At 59.4% G+C, this 17,991-nt stretch carries 15 protein-coding genes; 5 read left to right on the top strand and 10 right to left on the bottom strand.

Annotation, left to right across the window (positions count from 1 at the left end):
• Positions 1-11 precede the first annotated feature (11 nt).
• On the top strand, positions 12-983 hold the full coding sequence (locus tag ABIE13_RS14125; RefSeq protein WP_354444449.1) for an alpha/beta fold hydrolase: 972 nt from the start codon (positions 12-14) through the stop codon (positions 981-983).
• A gap of 86 nt (positions 984-1,069) precedes the next feature.
• Here the strand turns inward: ABIE13_RS14125 and ABIE13_RS14120 are convergent, their stop codons facing one another.
• Together ABIE13_RS14120 and ABIE13_RS14115 are read right to left on the bottom strand one after the other, a co-directional pair.
• The gene (locus ABIE13_RS14120; protein ID WP_354444447.1) at positions 1,070-1,933 is read right to left on the bottom strand and encodes a lysophospholipid acyltransferase family protein; all 864 of its coding nucleotides are present in this window, start codon (positions 1,931-1,933) and stop codon (positions 1,070-1,072) included.
• A 425-nt stretch (positions 1,934-2,358) separates the two neighbouring features.
• Complete coding sequence (locus ABIE13_RS14115; protein WP_354444445.1) at positions 2,359-3,195, bottom strand: lysophospholipid acyltransferase family protein; 837 nt, start codon at positions 3,193-3,195, stop codon at positions 2,359-2,361.
• A 146-nt stretch (positions 3,196-3,341) separates the two neighbouring features.
• Between ABIE13_RS14115 and metK the strand changes: the two genes are divergently transcribed.
• Positions 3,342-4,529 (top strand): methionine adenosyltransferase, encoded by a 1,188-nt coding sequence (gene metK / locus ABIE13_RS14110; protein WP_354444708.1) that lies wholly within the window; start codon positions 3,342-3,344, stop codon positions 4,527-4,529.
• A 108-nt stretch (positions 4,530-4,637) separates the two neighbouring features.
• Here metK and ABIE13_RS14105 read toward each other — a convergent pair whose 3' ends face one another.
• From ABIE13_RS14105 to ABIE13_RS14095, 3 genes are read right to left on the bottom strand one after another with little or no spacing between them, the layout of a single operon-like run.
• Positions 4,638-5,642, bottom strand: coding sequence for a Bug family tripartite tricarboxylate transporter substrate binding protein (locus tag ABIE13_RS14105; protein WP_354444443.1), 1,005 nt, complete (start codon positions 5,640-5,642; stop codon positions 4,638-4,640).
• Positions 5,643-5,681: 39 nt separating this feature from the next.
• Positions 5,682-6,455, bottom strand: a complete 774-nt coding sequence (locus ABIE13_RS14100) for a LamB/YcsF family protein (RefSeq protein ID WP_354444441.1) — start codon at positions 6,453-6,455, stop codon at positions 5,682-5,684.
• Between the two features lie 17 nt (positions 6,456-6,472).
• Positions 6,473-7,726 (bottom strand): diaminopropionate ammonia-lyase, encoded by a 1,254-nt coding sequence (locus ABIE13_RS14095; protein WP_354444706.1) that lies wholly within the window; start codon positions 7,724-7,726, stop codon positions 6,473-6,475.
• 101 nt (positions 7,727-7,827) lie between these two features.
• Here ABIE13_RS14095 and ABIE13_RS14090 point away from each other — a divergent pair, with 101 nt between their 5' ends.
• Positions 7,828-8,304 (top strand): Lrp/AsnC family transcriptional regulator, encoded by a 477-nt coding sequence (locus tag ABIE13_RS14090; protein ID WP_354444439.1) that lies wholly within the window; start codon positions 7,828-7,830, stop codon positions 8,302-8,304.
• A gap of 233 nt (positions 8,305-8,537) precedes the next feature.
• On the opposite strand, the gene ABIE13_RS14085 is transcribed toward ABIE13_RS14090, so the two are convergent.
• Entirely contained in the window at positions 8,538-10,430 is a 1,893-nt protein-coding gene (locus ABIE13_RS14085; RefSeq protein ID WP_354444437.1) for a DEAD/DEAH box helicase, read from the bottom strand.
• A gap of 1,380 nt (positions 10,431-11,810) precedes the next feature.
• On the opposite strand from ABIE13_RS14085, the gene ettA reads away from it, so the two are divergent.
• A complete protein-coding gene (gene ettA / locus ABIE13_RS14080) occupies positions 11,811-13,472 on the top strand; it encodes an energy-dependent translational throttle protein EttA (protein WP_354444435.1) in 1,662 nt (553 codons plus the stop codon).
• Between the two features lie 95 nt (positions 13,473-13,567).
• Here the strand turns inward: ettA and ABIE13_RS14075 are convergent, their stop codons facing one another.
• The 4 genes from ABIE13_RS14075 to ABIE13_RS14060 all read right to left on the bottom strand — a co-directional run bounded on the left by ABIE13_RS14075 (position 13,568) and on the right by ABIE13_RS14060 (position 16,730).
• The gene (locus ABIE13_RS14075) at positions 13,568-14,533 is read right to left on the bottom strand and encodes a tripartite tricarboxylate transporter substrate-binding protein (protein ID WP_354444433.1); all 966 of its coding nucleotides are present in this window, start codon (positions 14,531-14,533) and stop codon (positions 13,568-13,570) included.
• Positions 14,534-14,756: 223 nt separating this feature from the next.
• Positions 14,757-15,674 carry an alpha/beta hydrolase gene (locus ABIE13_RS14070; protein WP_354444431.1) on the bottom strand — a complete coding sequence of 306 codons (918 nt, stop codon included), beginning with the start codon at positions 15,672-15,674 and terminating at the stop codon, positions 14,757-14,759.
• Positions 15,674-15,808, bottom strand: a complete 135-nt coding sequence (locus tag ABIE13_RS14065; protein WP_354444429.1) for a hypothetical protein — start codon at positions 15,806-15,808, stop codon at positions 15,674-15,676. Before ABIE13_RS14065 ends, ABIE13_RS14070 begins: the two co-directional genes overlap by 1 nt.
• A 10-nt stretch (positions 15,809-15,818) precedes the next feature.
• Entirely contained in the window at positions 15,819-16,730 is a 912-nt protein-coding gene (locus tag ABIE13_RS14060; RefSeq protein ID WP_354444427.1) for a hypothetical protein, read from the bottom strand.
• Between the two features lie 226 nt (positions 16,731-16,956).
• Between ABIE13_RS14060 and ABIE13_RS14055 the strand changes: the two genes are divergently transcribed.
• A complete protein-coding gene (locus ABIE13_RS14055) occupies positions 16,957-17,919 on the top strand; it encodes a LysR family transcriptional regulator (protein WP_354444425.1) in 963 nt (320 codons plus the stop codon).
• Positions 17,920-17,991: the final 72 nt, after the last annotated feature.

Here is a 17,991-nt window from a genome sequence, read left to right as displayed (position 1 = left end):
GGAGTGCAGCCTTGATTGAAACCTGGATGGCCAAACTGCCCCACGGAATTGAACTGAGTTGCCGTAGCGCAGGCCAGCGAGGCCGTCCAGTGCTATTGTTTTTGCATGGATTTCCAGAAGCGGCGTTCGCCTGGGACGAGCTACTGGGACATTTCGCACAACCAGAACACGGCGGCTACCGCTGTGTAGCGCCCAATTTGCGCGGTTACGAACACTCCAGCTCGCCGCACGAGGTCTCCGCCTACCGAGCCAAGCCCCTCCTGGAAGACGTGACCGCCTTGATCACCAGTGAATGCGGGCCGGGCGGGCAACTGGCTGGACTGATTGCGCATGACTGGGGCGGCGCACTGGCCTGGAATCTGGCCAGCGCTCGGCCAGAACTGATGCATCGCCTGGTGATCATCAATTCGCCGCACCCTCAGACTTTTTTGCGTGAGCTCAAGCACAGTGCCGCGCAGCAAGCTGCCAGCGCTTACATGAATTTCCTCATCCGGCCAGATGCGGAGCGACTGCTGGCTGCCAATGATTTCGCCCGGCTATGGCCCTTTTTCGACGCCATGGGTGCTTCGGGAGCTGGCGTGCCCGATGCGCCTCAAAGCCTGCCGGACGGCGCCGGATGGATGACCGATTCACTGCGGGCCCAATACCGTGCAGTGTGGTCAGGAAATGCACCCTCATCGCACGGTGCCGGCTTGACCGGAGGATTGAACTACTACCGCGCTTCGCCCTTGCGCCCTCCCAGCAAGGAAGATCCTGCAGCAGCCCACATCGATCTGCCTCCCGAGGCCTTCAAGGTCACCCTGCCCACTCTGGTGCTTTGGGCGATGCAAGACAGCGCTCTGCCGCCATCCCTTACGGACGGCCTGGAACAATGGGTGCCCCATCTGGTGCTGACCCGTATTGAGCGAGCCACGCATTGGGTCGTTCACGAACAGCCCGCGCGACTAGCGGCTGAAATCAGATCTTTTCTTCGGACGGTCTGATGTGCCCTGGCACACAAGGGCCACAGCGCTAGCGGGCTGAAATGTTCCACCAACTGGCCTACCGATACCGCTGCAATGAAGGCGGCTCAGTAGAGCGGAGGCTCACCCGGTGGCCGGGTCTTGAAGCGCTTATGAACCCAATAGTACTGTTCAGGCATCTCGTTGATGAAGCCCTGCAGGCGGGTGTTCATCAACGCGGTATCGGCCAGTACGTCGCTGCTGGGGTAATTTTCCCACGCGGGGTGAATGCGGACTTCGTAGCCCGTGTCCGTCAAGCGCGTGACCACCGGGACCACTCGAGCCTGGCCCAGCCTGGCAAAGCGCGGCAGTGATGGAACGGTCGCAGCCGTGACGCCAAAAAAAGGCACGAACACCGACTCTTCCGGCCCGAGATCCATGTCGGGCAGCAAATACAACATCTTGCCCTCGCGAAGGGCGCGCACGATGGGCTTGACCCCCTCCGTGCGGCTCAGCAAGGTAGCGCGGCCAAAACGCTTGCGCCCCTGCTGCATCCAGGCATCGAGTACGGCGTCCGGCTGGGTGGTATAGATCGTACAGGCCGGTCTATCGATCTGATCCATGACCGCGCTGCCACCGGCATCCATGCCATAGAAATGCGGAGCAAACATCACCACGGCGCCGTCACGCGTGAGGTCTTCAGTAGCCCCCACAATGCGCAGGCGCTGCCTGACGACTTCCGGATCAGCATGCCAAAGCCAGGACCGGTCAAGAAAAGCCTGACTGAAATAAACAAAGCTGCGCTTCGCCACTGCACGGCGCTGCCCATCAGACCACTGCGGATACACCAGCCGCAGATTGGTCAGCGCAATATGCCGCCGCTGCCGCGCCAGCACAAAAAGCAGATGCCCCATGACGCTGCCCAGACCACGAATCCAGGCCAACGGCAGAGGCGCCAGAGCGCGCATGAAAAGAATACCGGGATGCTGCATGCTTGAAGATGACCATTGTCTCGCGCCATCCCATCAGGAAAACGCAGGGCGCACCGCCCCAAAAAAACACCAGGAAAAACCTGAGCCCACGCGCGTACCAGCCAAATGATCGCAAGGCAGACCTCGCCAATAATAGCGCCCCCTCCGCCCTCCCAGCCCAATAGGCGCGCATCACCTGAACAAGCCCTCTCTCTTCACAAACCAAGCTTCCCCACCCAAATGGCCGCCGAGCAGGCCATCCGCAGGTAGCAGCGAAGCTGGCTGCGTCCCTTGAAGACGCCGCCCGCGACCCCGGCGCCCCTCTCCTCACAAACCACCCCTCCCCCACCCAAAAGGCCGCGGAGCAGGCCATGCGAGGGCCACAGCGGAGCGGGCTTGGCCCGGCCGCCAGTGGCGTCCCCCTGGGGGGAAGGCGCGTAAGCGACTCAGGGGGGAGTCAACGTCCTAGGGAGCTTATACCGCCCATACCCCCACAAATACTGCTGCGGACACTGCCTGATCAAGCTTTCCATCTCCGCATTGATCTGCGCCACAGCTGAATCCAGGTCATTGGCCAAGGGTTGGGCCAGCGCCTGATAACGCAACCGGAACCCCTGCCCACGCGGCAACCGCTCACCCCACACCAGAAGCGGTGTCGCGCCGGTTTGCAAAATCAAGCGAGCGGCCAAGGTCATGGTGTAGGCAGGTTTGCCAAAGAAGGACTCCCACTGGCCCATGCCATCAGGAGGAACCTGGTCTGGCAGCAAGCCTACGGCCTGGCCGGCACGCAGCGCCTTGATCATCTGCCGTACGCCCCCCAACGTGGTGGGAGCCGTTTCCAGGCCCTCCCGGCGACGCGCCGTTTCGATGACCTCCACAAGCGCAGCCTGCCGCGCTGGGCGATAGAGCACTGTGATGGGACCGTATTCTGCGCTGTAACGTTCTGCCAGCCCCTGGGCTGTAATTTCGAAGCAGCCCATGTGCGGCGTCAGAAAAACAATGCCTTTGCGCGCCGCATAGGCCGCATCCACAGCTTCGGTGCCCAGCCACTGCATGGGCACCGGAGGCCCGAACCAGAGGCGCGGCGTTTCCGCGACCATGCGGCCAGCATGCCCTACAGCAGCGCGCACCTCTTGGAACTTGTAACCTGCCTGCAACGCGTTCTGGGCAAAGCGGCGACGGTATGTAGGCGACAGCAACCATGCCAGCCATCCCAGGATAGCGCCCACGGCATGCAGCAGCACGAGAGGCCACCTGGACATCAAACGGTAAAAGGTCAGCATGGATCGGGTAAGATGGATTCTGTCGCCGAGTTAACAGAGCAACTTGCAGGGCGACTTGAAAAAATTCTGCTAAAGCGTTCGCCAGGGCTCCCAAAAGGTTGACGGCAACGCGTTTTTCCGTAACTGCTGGAGTTTATTCAATGGAACTGGCGAATAGCTTTCTCTTTACTTCCGAATCGGTTTCCGAAGGGCACCCTGACAAGGTGGCCGATCAGATTTCAGATGCCATTCTCGACGCGATCTTCGCGCAAGACCCGCGCTCACGCGTGGCTGCCGAGACCCTGACCAACACCGGGCTGGTCGTTCTGGCGGGTGAAATCACCACCAACGCGGTGGTCGACTATATCCAGGTGGCCAGAGACACCATCAAGCGCATCGGCTACGACAATACCGAATACGGCATTGACTACAAAGGCTGCGCGGTCATGGTCTGCTATGACAAGCAGAGCAACGACATCGCCCAGGGCGTGGATCAGGCGTCTGATGACCACCTGAACACCGGTGCGGGCGACCAAGGCCTGATGTTCGGCTACGCTTGTGATGAAACACCCGAGCTGATGCCTGCACCGATCTACTACGCGCATCGACTGGTGGAACGCCAGGCTCAACTGCGCAAGAGTGGCAAGCTGCCTTTCCTGCGCCCGGACGCCAAGAGCCAGGTCACCATGCGCTATGTGGACGGCAAGCCGCACAGCATCGATACCGTGGTGCTCTCGACCCAGCACAGCCCAGATCAAAGCGAAACGCAGACCAAGATGAAGGCCAGCTTCAATGAAGCCATCATTGAGGAGCTCATCAAGCCGGTGCTGCCAAAAGAATGGCTGAAAGACACCAAGTATCTGGTGAACCCCACAGGTCGCTTCGTCGTCGGCGGTCCACAAGGCGACTGCGGGCTGACCGGCCGCAAGATCATCGTGGACACCTATGGCGGCGCCTGCCCGCACGGCGGTGGTGCGTTCAGCGGCAAGGATCCAACCAAAGTGGACCGCAGTGCTGCCTATGCGGCACGTTATGTCGCCAAGAATATCGTAGCAGCCGGGCTTGCACGCCAATGCCAGATCCAGGTCGCTTATGCCATTGGTGTCGCTGAGCCTATGAACATCACGGTGTACACAGAAGGAACTGGCGCCATCCCTGACCACGAAATCGCCAAGCTGGTGAGGGCGCATTTCGATCTGCGCCCCAAAGGCATCATCCAGATGCTGGACCTGCTGCGCCCGATCTACCAAAAGACCGCTGCGTACGGCCACTTTGGTCGCGAAGAACCCGAGTTCAGCTGGGAAAAGACCGACAAAGCAGCCTTGCTGCGCGCAGAAGCCGGCCTGCCCTCCTGAGGGCTGTGGCGCCCACGTCCTGAACAATTTCAAGACGGACCATGCAACAAGCATCACGGCGCCGGGAGCGCCGTGATGCTTGGAGTGAGGGCGTGCTAACGCATCCCCCTAGTCCACCTTGACGTTGGCGGACTTGACCACTGCCGACCATTTGGCCGACTCATCCCGTATGAAGCGCCCAAACTCCTCGGGCCCCATTTTTGTGTAGGAGAGTCCCTGTGCCGCAAGCATGCTTTTCACATTCTGCGAAGTCATGGTCTTGTCGACCATGAGCGCCAGCTTCTGAGTAATGGCCGGCGGCGTGCCTGCTGGTGCGAGCAAACCCGTCCAGTTTCTCACTTCAAAATCTTTAAGACCCGATTCTGCAAGCGTGGGCACGGAAGACAGGGCTGGGGCCCTGCTGCCTCCCAAGGTTGCCAATGGAACTAACTTGCCAGAATTGATGAAAGGCAAGGCCGGCTGCAAAGTGGCAAATGAAAGTGAAACCTGCCCGGCTACCAGATCCGTGAGCGCCGGCACGTTTCCTTTGTAAGGAATGTGGGTGATGTAGGTCTTAGTCACTGACTTGAACAGTTCGCCCGCCAGATGGCTCGTCGTTCCAGGCCCACCCGAGGCGAATGTCAAATCTCCCGGCTTGCCCTTGGCGAGTTCGATAAGTTCCTTGAGTGAGCGAGCCGGAACCTTGGGATTGACGACTAATACGGTTTCTGCGTCGGCGACGAAGGCCACCGGCGCAAAGTCCTTGGCTGCGTCGAACGGAACTTTCTTATAGATATGCGAGTTGATGGACTGGGTTCCAATGGTCCCCATCAACAAGGTATACCCGTCGGGATTGCTCTTCGCGACCGCATCTGCACCAATGTTGCCTCCGGCCCCAGGGCGGTTATCGACCACCACGCTCTGACCGAAGGTGTTGGTCATATCCGTGGCGATGAGTCGTGCAAGATTGTCTGAATACCCTCCAGCTGGAAAGGGCACGATGATGCGAATAGATTTGGTGGGATAGCCAGTGGGATCTGACGCCACAGCCTGCAAGGGCACCAGCAATCCGAGAGCCGCGCAAGCTGAAGCCAGCACCCCGGGAAAGCGCCTGAAAATGAAGCGATTAGACATGGATACCTTTCAATGGGGAATGGGACGAGTCAGGACGGCCTAGAAGGACATCTCGGGCAGAGGCACGACATCTATGCCCTGCCTTTCGAGCTCAGCTCGGACCTTGGCGGCAAGTGCCAGGGCCGTGGGTTCGTCTCCGTGAGTGCAGAAGCTTTTGATCGCCGACGGCAGCCTCTTGCCAGATGTAGTGATGATGGCTTGCTCCTCCATGAACGAAATGACCTGGCGGACCGCCACATCTGCATCGTGAATCATGGCGTTAGGCAGTGATCGGGATGTCATGAGACCTGTATCGCTATACGTTCGGTCGACGTAAGCTTCCTCCGCCACCTTCAAACCCAGCGCATGACCGGCCGTGACCATCTCCGAACAAGCATTCGCCACGAAGATCAGCTCTCGGTCGGCCGCCTTGATTCCGCGCGCAATGGCCATCGCAATGTCGAGATCGTGATGAGCCATGTTGTTCAGTGCACCGTGAGGCTTCACGTGAGTAACCTTGGCATTGGCTGCCCCTGCAATCGCCTGGAGCGCCCCGATCTGATACGTAATCATGTATTCCAGATCCTTGGGGTCCATCCTGATCTGGCGGCGTCCAAAACCCCAGATGTCATTGAAGCCAGGATGCGCTCCAATTGACGCCCCGTTGTCCAGCGCCAGCCTCACGGTCTTTGTCATGACGGTGGCATCGCCCGCATGAAAACCGCAGGCGATATTGGCAGATCGAATGACCTTCATCAGTTCGGCATCGCACCCCACCTTGAAGCTGCCATGGCTTTCGCCCATGTCCGCATTGAGATTGATCTGTTTGTTCATCGAGTACTTGTCCTTGTTTAGGTTCGTGCAAAAGATCGCCGCGCGTTCTCACGCACGGTTGAAGCGGGAACTCCGACAAGTTCCTCGTAACGGGCTTCGTCGGTAGCGCTCTCTGTATTGATGACCAGGACCCTGGAGCTCTGACTCAGCCCAAGGGCACTTGTCAATTCAGGATCAGCAAAGGCCGAAAGCAGCGCCGCCATCCCGGCAGATCCGCTCTCGCCTGCAAGGATGGCAACATCACCCTCTTCGGGAAGAGCGAGCTGCTGCATGGCGCCAATGGCCTCATCTTCATTCACCGTCATGAACGAATGCACTATCGGAGTGAGCACCTTCCATGCCAACAAGGACGGCTCGTAACACTCCAGCATGGACATCAAGGTAGGCTCCTGCGGGGCAACTGCAATGGGCTTACCTGCGCGGGCACTGGCCAGAAGACATGCTGCACGTTCAGGCTCAACAACGATAAATTTCGTCGCTGGCCCCCATGCTTCGAACATGGAAGAACACAGCGCAGCAGCAAAGCCTCCCACTCCCGCCTGCAAAAATACGTGTGTCGGCGGCGCAGACAGTTGCTCGCAAACCTCTGCAGAAATCAGGGTGTATCCCTGCATCACCCAGCGCGGGACATCCTCATATCCCGGCCATGTGGTGTCTGAAAGCAGTGTCCAGCCTTGAGCCAGTGAGGCCTTGGCGCATTCCGAAACAGCATCGTCGTAGCTTCCGCTGATGACCCTGATTTCAGCGCCGAACCGCGCAATGGCATCCCTTCGAGCTTGTGTGACGCCTTCGTGCACAAATATGATGGAACGTGCACCAATCAGGCTGGCTCCTGCTGCAACCGATTGGCCATGGTTTCCATCGGTCGCACATGCAAACACCATCTCTCGCGCCACCGCCTGAAACGCCGCGCTGCCTGCCTCAAGTGGTTGGGTCGACGAGTCCAAGCTTCCTGTCGGGGAGCACGGCAACTCATTTATGGAAATGCTCCGGCCCGAACGCTTACCCGCTTGCTCCAAAGCAAGTCGAAAAACAGCGTACGCACCTCCAAGCGCTTTGAAGCTTTTAAGTCCTAGCCTGCTCCCTTCGTCCTTGACGGCGAGTTCAGCAAGATTCAACTTACGCGCCAGAGAGGACAGGCTCACCAGAGGTGTCGGCGAGTAGTCGAAAACCGTGCTTACAACGGACCGGACATCCTCCACGCTCGAGAGAGAAAGTCGAGGATCCCGATGCGGGTTGGAACCTGTGAAAGGATTGAGTAGATAGGACACGGGGGTAATAAAGATTGTGTAGCTCACACAATTTTATTAACACCTTCGATTAATAATATCCCTTGTTTTAACCATCCAACGCAAAAGTATTGCGTTTAAGCATGCTAGAACTAGATTCATGTGATCTCCGCTTGCTTGAGCTGATTCAGCAAGACAGTCAGACCTCTCAAGCCGCGCTAGGAGAACGCGTTCATCTGTCCACCGCTGCCGTCAATCGCCGGCTAAAACGCCTGGCTGTTGCGGGCGTCATCAAGTCCTATGGGGCCGTGTTGTCTGGGCCCGCGCTCGGCCACCCGCTGACCATCATTGCATCGGTCGAAACCGAAAGTGAGCGCATTGACCTGCTGGATGCGATGAAAGCAGCTTTTGCAAAATGCCCGCAGGTGCAGCAGTGCTATTACGTCACAGGCGAGTGGGATTTCATACTCATCCTGGCCGTAAGGGACATGGCGCAATACACCGCTCTGACTCGCAAACTCTTCTTTAAGAGCAACAATGTGAAGCGATTCAGAACGCTGGTGTCCATGGATACGATCAAAGCCAGCTTCAAAATCCCCATAGAAGCCACGGACCTATGAACGCCAGTCCATCTGCGCACCTTTTGTGCTGACCCGTCAACACCTGCACATGCATGGCACGCCTTCGCAACCATGGCCGCGCCTCTAGAGCGGGCCACACAGCACGTGCGGCCGAACATGCCCCACTGAACCAAGTATGCCCATCGGCCAGTGATCTCCAAAGACAGAGCGCGCCAAAGAAAAAACCCTGGCTTGTGGCCAGGGTCTCTTGTTGGTGAAGGGAAGCTGCTAAATCAACGGCTAAAGCCGCCGCCGCCACCACCACCGCGCCAGTTGCCACCGCGGCCGCCACCACCGCCGCCGCCGCTACCGCCTCGAGGTCCACCGCCACCTCCGAAGCCACCGCCTGGACGGCCGCCCCGGTTACGGTTGCCACCACCGGATTTACCCATCAGATCGATGCTCGTGCGCATAGGATCTGGTTGGCCTGCGGCGCCATGGCTGGGGCCTGTGCGATGGCGCTTGCCGTGCAGATTGGTCTGCAGCGGATCGATGTTGCGCGGCAGGTGATCCGGCTCGCGGTCGTCGTAATCGCTATCGAAGTTCGCTTCACGAGGTTGATGATGCTGCGGAGGGCGTTGACCCTGAGCTTGCCCCGGTCCTTGTGCCTGCCCTGGCCCGCCGTTGCCTCCACGGCCCCGACGACGACGGCTGTTGCGGCCGTTGCCCGGCTGGCCCTGTGAGCGCTCGCCGTTCTGGTTATGCCGTGGTGGTGCTCCGTCATCCAGCGCGCCGTCAGGACCTGCTTGCGCACCATCATGACCGCCATTAGCGTAGGGAGCGCCTTCTGAACGCGCGGGACGTCGGCCTTGAGGTTGGCCGCGTCCGCCTTGTCCGCGCCCACCTTGGCCTGCCTTGTTTTCACGAATGCGCTGCATCATGTCCTGGCGTGCGGCCTTGGCCGCAGCCATCATGACATCACGGCCAGGCGGCTTGCCCAGGCCACCCCACAGGGTTTGGCGGCCCATGGCAATAGGCTCCGCCCGCTCGTCTTCGGCAGGGCCAAAGCCTTCAAGGATCTGCACAGGGATCTGCTGCTTGGTGAAGCGTTCGATCTCCATCATGAAGCCTTCTTCGTCCAGGCAAACCAAGCTGACAGCTTGCCCGGTTGCGCCCGCGCGGCCAGTACGGCCAATACGGTGCACGTAGTCTTCAGATACGTTGGGGATGTCGTAGTTGACGACGTGCGGCAACTCATCAATATCGATACCGCGCGCTGCGATATCGGTAGCGACCAGGGCGCGCAGGTCACCGCTCTTGAATTCAGCCAGCGCTTGAGTACGCGCGCTCTGGCTCTTGTTGCCATGCAAGGCCATCGCCTTGATACCTTGCTTGCAAAGGTATTCGGCCACGTTGTTGGCGCCGTATTTGGTGCGGGTGAACACCAGGACCTGGGTCCAATTGCCCTCGCCAATCAAATGCGCCAGCACTTCTTTCTTGCGGGTACGGCCCACGGGGTAGATCAGTTGGCTGATCAATTCCACCGTCGTGTTGGGAGGGGTGACCTGGATGCTCTTGGGATCCTTGAGCAGGTTGCCAGCCAATTCGCGAATTTCGTCGCTGAAGGTGGCGGAGAACAGCAGGCTCTGCTTGGCCTTGGGCAACATGGCCAGCACTTTTTTCACGTCATGGATAAAACCCATGTCGAGCATGCGATCGGCCTCGTCGAGCACCAGGATTTCGACGTTGGACAGGTCAATAAAGCCCTGACCTTGCAAATCCAGCAGACGGCCAGGTGTGGCCACCAGGATATCAACGCCGCGTTTGATGCGGTTGATCTGGGGGTTCATGCCTACACCGCCAAAGATGACGGTGGACGTGAGATCCAGGTATTTGCCGTAGGTGCGAACAGATTCTTCAACCTGTGCGGCCAACTCACGGGTGGGGGCCAACACCAGAGCGCGGATGGCACCGGGTTGTGCTGGCTGTGTGCGGCTCAGTTTGTCCAGCAGGGGGAGTGTGAATCCCGCCGTCTTACCAGTACCGGTTTGTGCACCGGCCAGCAAGTCGTGGCCGTCGAGGACGGCAGGAATGGCTTGCGCCTGGATGGGAGTGGGCTGCGTGTAGCCCTGCTCATGCACGGCCTTGAGAATATTCTCGGCCAGATTCAGATCTTCAAAGTTCATTAAAGGAGGCGCCTGTATTCTTATGGCGCTTGGCGCCTGCCCGCTCCGGTGGATCACCGGCCAGTAAAGGGCAGATCGGGTTCAGAGATGGGCTCACACAAAAGATGATTGCGCATGAAGCCCCAGCAAAACTGCTGGCGTTGCGGCGAACTGGTGTTCCGCAAGCAAATTGATTATACCCCCCTGAGGCGCTACGCGCCATCCCCCGGGGGGGACGCAGCCAGCGGCCTGGAGTAATGGGGCTCCCCCCCTGAGGCGCTGTCGCGCCTTCCCCCTGAGGGGGACGCAGCCAGCGGCCTGGCAAAGCCAGCTCCGCGGCTACAGCCGCGTGGCCTGCTCCGCGGCCTTTTGATTTTGGCTCCCTCTCCTGCGGGCGGGCGCCCGGCTAGGGGAGAGGGTGGGGGCGCCCGGCCAGGGGTGAGGGTAGACGGCGCCTCCAGAATAGTTGGACTCCATTGAACGCCCAGGCGTTGATGATGAAAGCGGGGCAACGGGTTCTTAAGAAACTTGGTGTTTGGTGTAAGGCTGCAGACCCTCACCGGTTGGCCGGCCCCGCCCCGCCCTCTCCCCTAGCCGGGCGCCCGCCCGCAGGAGAGGGAGTAAAACCCTTCACTTGCGACTGATAGTCTCAGGGCCGAGCGCAGCGATGGCCCGAATGGGTATCCCACCCCTTTGGCCGCGCTGAGAAGCGCAGGGCCAGGGGCGGGCAAGAGCACTGCAAGATGCTCTTGCTTCGTGATCTAGCTTGCCGCCGCTGTTTGAACGTAGAGAGCGAAGTGAACGAAGTGAGTTCGGCGGCACCGCCCCTGGACCGAGCATCGCAGGCTGCCCGGAGCGAAGCGCAGGGACGCGGACTTGGGGCCGCCTTTCTTTGGCCTACATTTCTTTGGCGGAGCAAAGAAACGTAGGTGCGCTGCCGGGCGCATATCCCGGCCTCCGACCTCAATACCAAAGCAGAAGGCAATTAGTTACCGCAACGGGCCAATCAACCGCTGCATGTCCTCACCCCCCTCCCAGAGGGAGAGAGAGTTAAACAGCCCATACCCCAGGGTTCTGGAGCCCAAGTCGATGCCATCCCAAACAGCGCTTCCTGGTACCCACGGCATAACAGCCCACCGCAACTGTTTCCCAGCCCCACCGCGAGAAGACACCTCTCGAGACGTCTCATTTGACGTGTCAAATGCCCCACTACTGCCCTGCGGATCGCCTCTGCGTCGATAATCTCTGCTGATTTGCCGGCTGGGGAGAGAGCGCATCCTCGTTTGCCGGCCCAAAAAGCTTGCCGCGCCAGCAGTAGTCCCTGAGGCCAAATGGGCCATAGACTACCGCCAGACCTGCGCATTCAGCTATCACTTATAGAGTATTCAAGAGTAGAGCACCATGGCCCAATACGTTTTTTCCATGAACCGCGTCGGCAAGATCGTGCCGCCAAAGCGGCACATCCTGAAGGACATTTCTCTCAGCTTCTTCCCTGGCGCCAAGATCGGCGTCCTCGGCCTGAACGGGTCCGGAAAATCGACGCTGCTGAAAATCATGGCCGGTATCGACAAGGATATCGAAGGCGAAGCCATTCCCATGGCAGGCCTGGACATCGGCTACCTGCCCCAGGAACCTCAACTCGACCCTGAGAACACGGTACGCCAGGAAGTAGACTTGGCCATGGGTGCAGTCAACACCGCCAAGGCACGTCTGGATGAGATCTACGCTGCCTATGCCGAGCCGGATGCTGATTTCGATGCCCTGAGTGAAGAGCAGGGCAAGCTGGAGGCCGTGATTGCCGCGGCGGGCACGGATAGCGAGCATCAGCTGGAAATCGCAGCAGATGCGCTGCGTCTGCCCCCATGGGATGCTGTCATTGGCAAGCTCTCTGGCGGTGAGAAACGCCGTGTGGCACTTTGCAAACTACTGCTGTCCAAGCCCGACATGCTGCTGCTCGATGAACCGACCAACCACTTGGACGCCGAATCGGTCGAGTGGCTGGAGATTTTCCTCAAGCGCTTCTCTGGAACAGTGGTGGCCATCACCCACGATCGCTACTTTCTGGACAACGCCGCCGAGTGGATTCTGGAACTCGACCGAGGCCACGGCATTCCTTACAAGGGCAACTACTCCTTGTGGCTGGAACAGAAAGACGCCCGCCTGAAGCAAGAGCAAAAAACCGAAGATGCTCGTGCCAAGGCGATGAAGAAAGAACTCGAGTGGGCACGCCAGAACCCCAAGGGCCGGCAAGCCAAATCCAAAGCCCGCCTGGCACGCTTCGAAGAGCTTTCCGATTACGAATACCAAAAACGAAACGAAACTCAGGAAATTTTCGTTCCTGTGTCCGAGCGCCTGGGCGCCGAAGTGTTCGAATTCAAGGGCGTCAGCAAGAGCTTTGGCGACCGCCTGCTGATTGACAACCTGAGCTTCAAGGTGCCGGCTGGCGCCATCGTCGGTATCATTGGCCCCAACGGCGCAGGTAAATCAACGCTGTTCAAGTTGATCTCCGGTGTGGAAAAACCTGACGCTGGCGAAGTGACCATCGGCAAGACCGTGAAAATGGCCTTCGTCGACCAAAGCCGTGATGATCTCGCCAACGAGAAGACAGTCTGGGAAGACATCTCGGGTGGCCTGGACATCATCACCGTGGGCAAATTCCAGATGCCAAGCCGCGCTTATGCCGGGCGCTTCAACTTCAACGGCCAGGACCAGCAAAAGAAAGTCGGCTCGTTGTCTGGCGGTGAGCGCGGTCGCCTGCATCTTGCCAAGACCCTGATGCAGGGCGGCAACGTGTTGCTGCTCGATGAACCCTCCAACGACCTGGACGTCGAAACCTTGCGTGCGCTGGAAGACGCGCTGCTTGAGTTTGCAGGCAGCGTGATGGTGATCAGCCATGACCGCTGGTTCCTCGATCGCATCTGCACCCACATCCTGGCAGCAGAAGGCGATTCGCAATGGAACTTCTTTGATGGCAACTACCAGGAATACGAAGCTGACAAGATCAAGCGCCTGGGAGAAGAAGGTGCTCGTCCGCACCGTGTGCGCTACAAGGCTCTGAAATAAGGCCTGTCTGCCTGGCACTCGCCTGCTGCCCTGCTCTCCCGCACCCAATACGCGGGGGAAAAGGGAAGGCGAGGGATCAATTCAGCCGGCCTGCCCTACTTGCCGCCGGATTTGCTGACAGAGACGATCAATTGCCAAAACGGAATGGTCTGCTCCACGTAGGCCTTGTGTCCGTCAGGCGTCAAGCGCCCGCCGCTCACCATGACGACCCCCTGGCTTTGCTGGTCAGCAACGAACGCCGGGTCTGCTGCAGCCTGGCGAATGGCGGCGTTGAGTCTGGTTTGCATCTCGCGGCTCATTCCCTTGGGAGCGTAGAAACCGTGCCAGATGGAAAGCTCCAACTCACGCGAGAACATACGGCGCAGCGTGGTCAACTCAGCGAACGGCGCTGAAGTCATGGGCGTGCCGGTGGTCACGGCATAACCACGTACCTGTTTTGCGGCCAGGGGGGCTTTGACAGAAGGTGTCTGATCGCAAAGCACATCTACCTTGTTTTCCTTCAGTGCCGTCATGGCCGGGGCACTACCTGGAAAGTCCTGGCGAGAAAAACTCTTGCGAACCAGGCTCTGCAGGAACAATCCGCACAGGTAGGACGCCGAGCCCGCACCGGCATCAGCCAGTCGTATTTGTTTTCCGTTGGTGCGAGTGAGCCATTGCGCCAACTCTTCTGGAGTCGACGCCTCCAGTGAAGGCCTGCCCAATACCACCATGGGAGACTCGAGGACCAGGCCCAGATAGCTGAAATCGTTGCGCGGATCGAAGGGGAGCTTCTCACCGAGCGCAGGCAACAAGGCCACGTTGGTGTTTGTGAAAAGCAAGGTTTGACCATCGGGCTTGGCTTTGGCCACCTCGTCCAAGCCTTGGACGCCCCCTGGGCTGGCGACGTTCTTTACCGTGATTTGAGCGCCCCCCAGCGCCTGGCTGAGCGGTTTGACCATGGCGCGTAGGGTGCGGTCTGTCGGGCCGTTCTGCGCGTAAGGAACCACGATGACGATGGGACCGGTAGCCTGCGCAGATGCGGGAGACACCAAGGTCAAGAACGCCAGGAGCGTGGAAAGCATGACGCTCCAGAAAAAAAACCGGCGCTTTTCGTACCAGAATTTAATGGGAAACCAAGGGATACGGGATAAATGCATCACGCAAATAATGAATTATTTAAAGAACTATTGGTGCATTTTCAGGGAGGAATTTACTCCAGACAAACCCCAATGTACTAAATTTAGTCTTCAAAGGAACCGCCATCCAGAGCTAACCCTTGGATCAGGCTACTGCTGCGGGAGCGGTTCAGCGGCAAGCGCTTTCGAAGAAATCCAGAATTTGCTCACCCAGCCATTGCTCGCCGGAATTGAAGTGGGCCATCATCGACACGTGGTTGTGATCGGCGAGCGTGACGTGAAGCGGCGCCACGCCGCGTGCACGCGCCAGCGCCAAGGCGAATTCCAGTCCGTAGAGATCGAGCAGTGGATTCTCGAACTGCGCGTTGGCCACGAACATCGGCTGCCGGAGGCGGGCGGCATGCGAAACCGGCGAGCATGCTTCATAGGCCGAGACATCGTCGCCGTAATACGCGCGGACTCCGTGAGCATTCGGGTTAACGGGGAGCACGTCCGCCCTCAGCCGGGCTGACACCAGCACCGCACAGGCAATGTCTGGCGACAGCGCGGCCAGTTCGGGCCGAGGATCGCACAGCAGCGAAGCCACGTGCGTGCCGCCTGCCGAGTGGCCAAGCAGGCATATCCGGCGCGGGTCGCCACCGTACTGCGCAATGTGCTGCTCAAGCCATGCGCAAGCAAGCCCGAGATCAAGACTTCCCCCCGGATAAGGCGCCTCTGGTGCCAGCCTGTACTCCACGTTCACACCGACACAGCCCCGCTGGGCGAACCAGGTGAGGACGTTACCGTACATCTGATCATTGATGGTCTTGTCGCCCCGAACGAAGGCGCCCCCATGCACGAACACGAGTACCGGCGCGCGATCCGCACCCGCAGGCTGATGGATGTCGAGCACCTGCCTCGGCCACGGGCCATAAGGCAGATCCGACAGCACCTTGACACCCTCCTGGGAGGCCGCGCGCAGCAGCGGCAGGTACAAGTCCTTGGTTTCGTCACCGGCCGTGCGAATGTCCTGCTGCCAGCGAGCGCCGATCTCACGCAGGTGTTTGGTCACGCGAGTCGGGCGCGCGCCTTGCGCGTATCCGGCCATCAGCGCGGCGCCGGCCTACACGCCGAGGCGTCGACCTCGAACAACCACGGCGAGCAGAAACCACTGGAAGCGATGGTCTGGCTGTGGAGCCCCATGGGTGCGGGTATGCCAACGGCTGAGATGACGCGGTTCATGGCTTGATGCTCAATGGGTAGCAACAGAATCGAGTTCGGGAATGTGCGGAATTTCAACACCGTAGGCCCCGACGTCCTCACGTATCTGCTCAATCCCCTTTCGGATGATAGGGATCTCTTCTTCCGGGTGCGTCGCGCCGAGCCCATACTCTGCCGCCAATGCGCGGTTCCTGCCTGAGCGGGCGCGCTCGTCTGGCGGCAGGTTCACCACCGAATAGACGCCATTGAGCAGGCTGTTGCGCAGCTTTTTAGCGACCTTCTCGCCGATGATGCGTTTCTCATCGGCGGAGAGTTCGGTGAAGAAGCGGCGCATGATGATGCGGCCGAACTGGATATGGCGCGCCTCATCACGCAGGATCAGGCGGCAGGCCTCCCGGATGGAAGCAAAGCGCGCATTCTCATAACGCGCCTGCAACAATTCGCCGGACAACTGCTCGAACAAGGTATTGACGGAGAGGCCAGCGAAAAAGCTCATGGCCTTTTCATCCTTCTCGTCGTGAAAGCGCGGAATGATGTCCTTGAAGTAGTCAGCCCTTGGTGTGGGTTCGTAGGCGTGCAGATGCTCGGCGATCCGAAAGCTCGCTTCGTGATGCCGGAGTTCCTCGGCAATGAAGTTGGTAATGTGCTGCTTGACCTCGAAGGGTTGGTGCTGAAAGATGGCTTCGCGCAGCCGCTCGGCGCCATAGGGGGTCGCACCATGCTCCATCCAGGCACGCAGGCTCCACCACTCCGCGCCGGCCTGGCGAACTTCAGGGGGTAATTCGGCCTTGGTCAGATCGCTGTAGTCGATGTCAACCACCGGATCCCATGCGAGCTCGCGTGCCTGCGTGCACAACCGCCACACCTCTGGGTACTCCATCTTCGACACGACTGGATAGGGGTTCGGCACCTGGGGGATTTCTTCGAGGAGCGAGGCTTGCATGGCGGGTCCTTGGGGTGGGTTGCGAATGACACCGGTTGCCTCGCGCAGCGAAAGTGCAGCCCGTGCCAACACGATTTAAGTTTTGTCCATGTTAGGCAATCGGCCTTGATACATCCAATACTATTGACATGACTTGGTTATTCGCCATTGATATTGCCAGTGCGGCTTTCATCTTCGCGTCAAACCATTCTTCCGCCCGTCCATCCCGTTTCAGGAGGTGTCTTTCATGCTCGAACTTCGGCTGGCGCGCCAGTTTGTGGTGGTGTCTGAGGAACTGAATTTCCGCCGCGCGGCGGAACGCTTGCACATGTCGCAGCCACCGTTGTCTGTGGCCATGCAGAACCTGGAGGGCATGATCGGCACGAAACTGCTCGATCGCAGCAAGCACCACGTCCGGTTGACGCCAGCAGGGCAAATTTTCTACAAGGACGCCCGGCGCCTGCTGCAGCTGTCCGAGCAGGCGGTCGAGCGTGCGCGCCGCACTGGCGAAGGCCTGGAAGGCTCACTGCGCCTGTCTTTTGTTCCCAGCGCGGCGCTGGATGTCCTTCCCGCCATTTTCAAGCGATTCCAGATGGACTATCCCACGGTGCAGCTCAAACTCACCGCCGAAACCACCAACCGCCAGCTGGAGGATCTGCGCTGCGGACACACCGATCTCGCGCTGTTGGTGGGCCCCCTGCATGACGCGAGGGACTTGAACGTCCTGGACCTGCAAGCGCAGCAGTTCGCCCTGGCGGTACCCTCTGGCCACGCGCTGGCCACACGTCAGAAAATCAGGATGAGAGAGTTGGCAGCCGAGCCTTTTGTGGCTTTTCCAAGTTCAGAGGGCGCGGGTTTTGCCGCAACGCTGCCTAACGCCTGCAAAGCCGCGGGCTTTTTGCCCAAGGTGGTGCAGGAGGCTTCGCAAATGCAGGCCATTCTCACGCTCGTGGCAGGCGGTCTGGGAATCGCGCTCGTACCCTCCTCAATGCGCCGCCTCCGCATGGAGGATGTCTGCTTTCTGGAAATTACCGACACGCACCCGCCGCCAACCTATGGGCTGATTTTCGCGTCCTCCAAGGAGAACGACAACCCTGTGGTGCCTGTCTTTCTAGCCATCGCGCAGCGAATAGTGACCAGCGAAACGGCTAAGAGAGCCTCGGCAAAAGACATGGTGGATGCAGGCCGTTCCGATCGGAATGCGCCGTAGGGCTGGTTTGGCAGTCCATAGGCGGCGTTATTGGCAAGGAACTCTGCATCGCAGGACATACGAAACCGGGCG

Origin of the sequence: Ottowia thiooxydans (assembly GCF_040548795.1) — a bacterium.
Classification (GTDB): Bacteria; Pseudomonadota; Gammaproteobacteria; order Burkholderiales; family Burkholderiaceae_C; genus Ottowia; species Ottowia thiooxydans_A.
The sequence above is the reverse complement of the archived record's forward strand: the minus strand, read 5'-3'. Positions and strand labels throughout refer to the sequence as shown.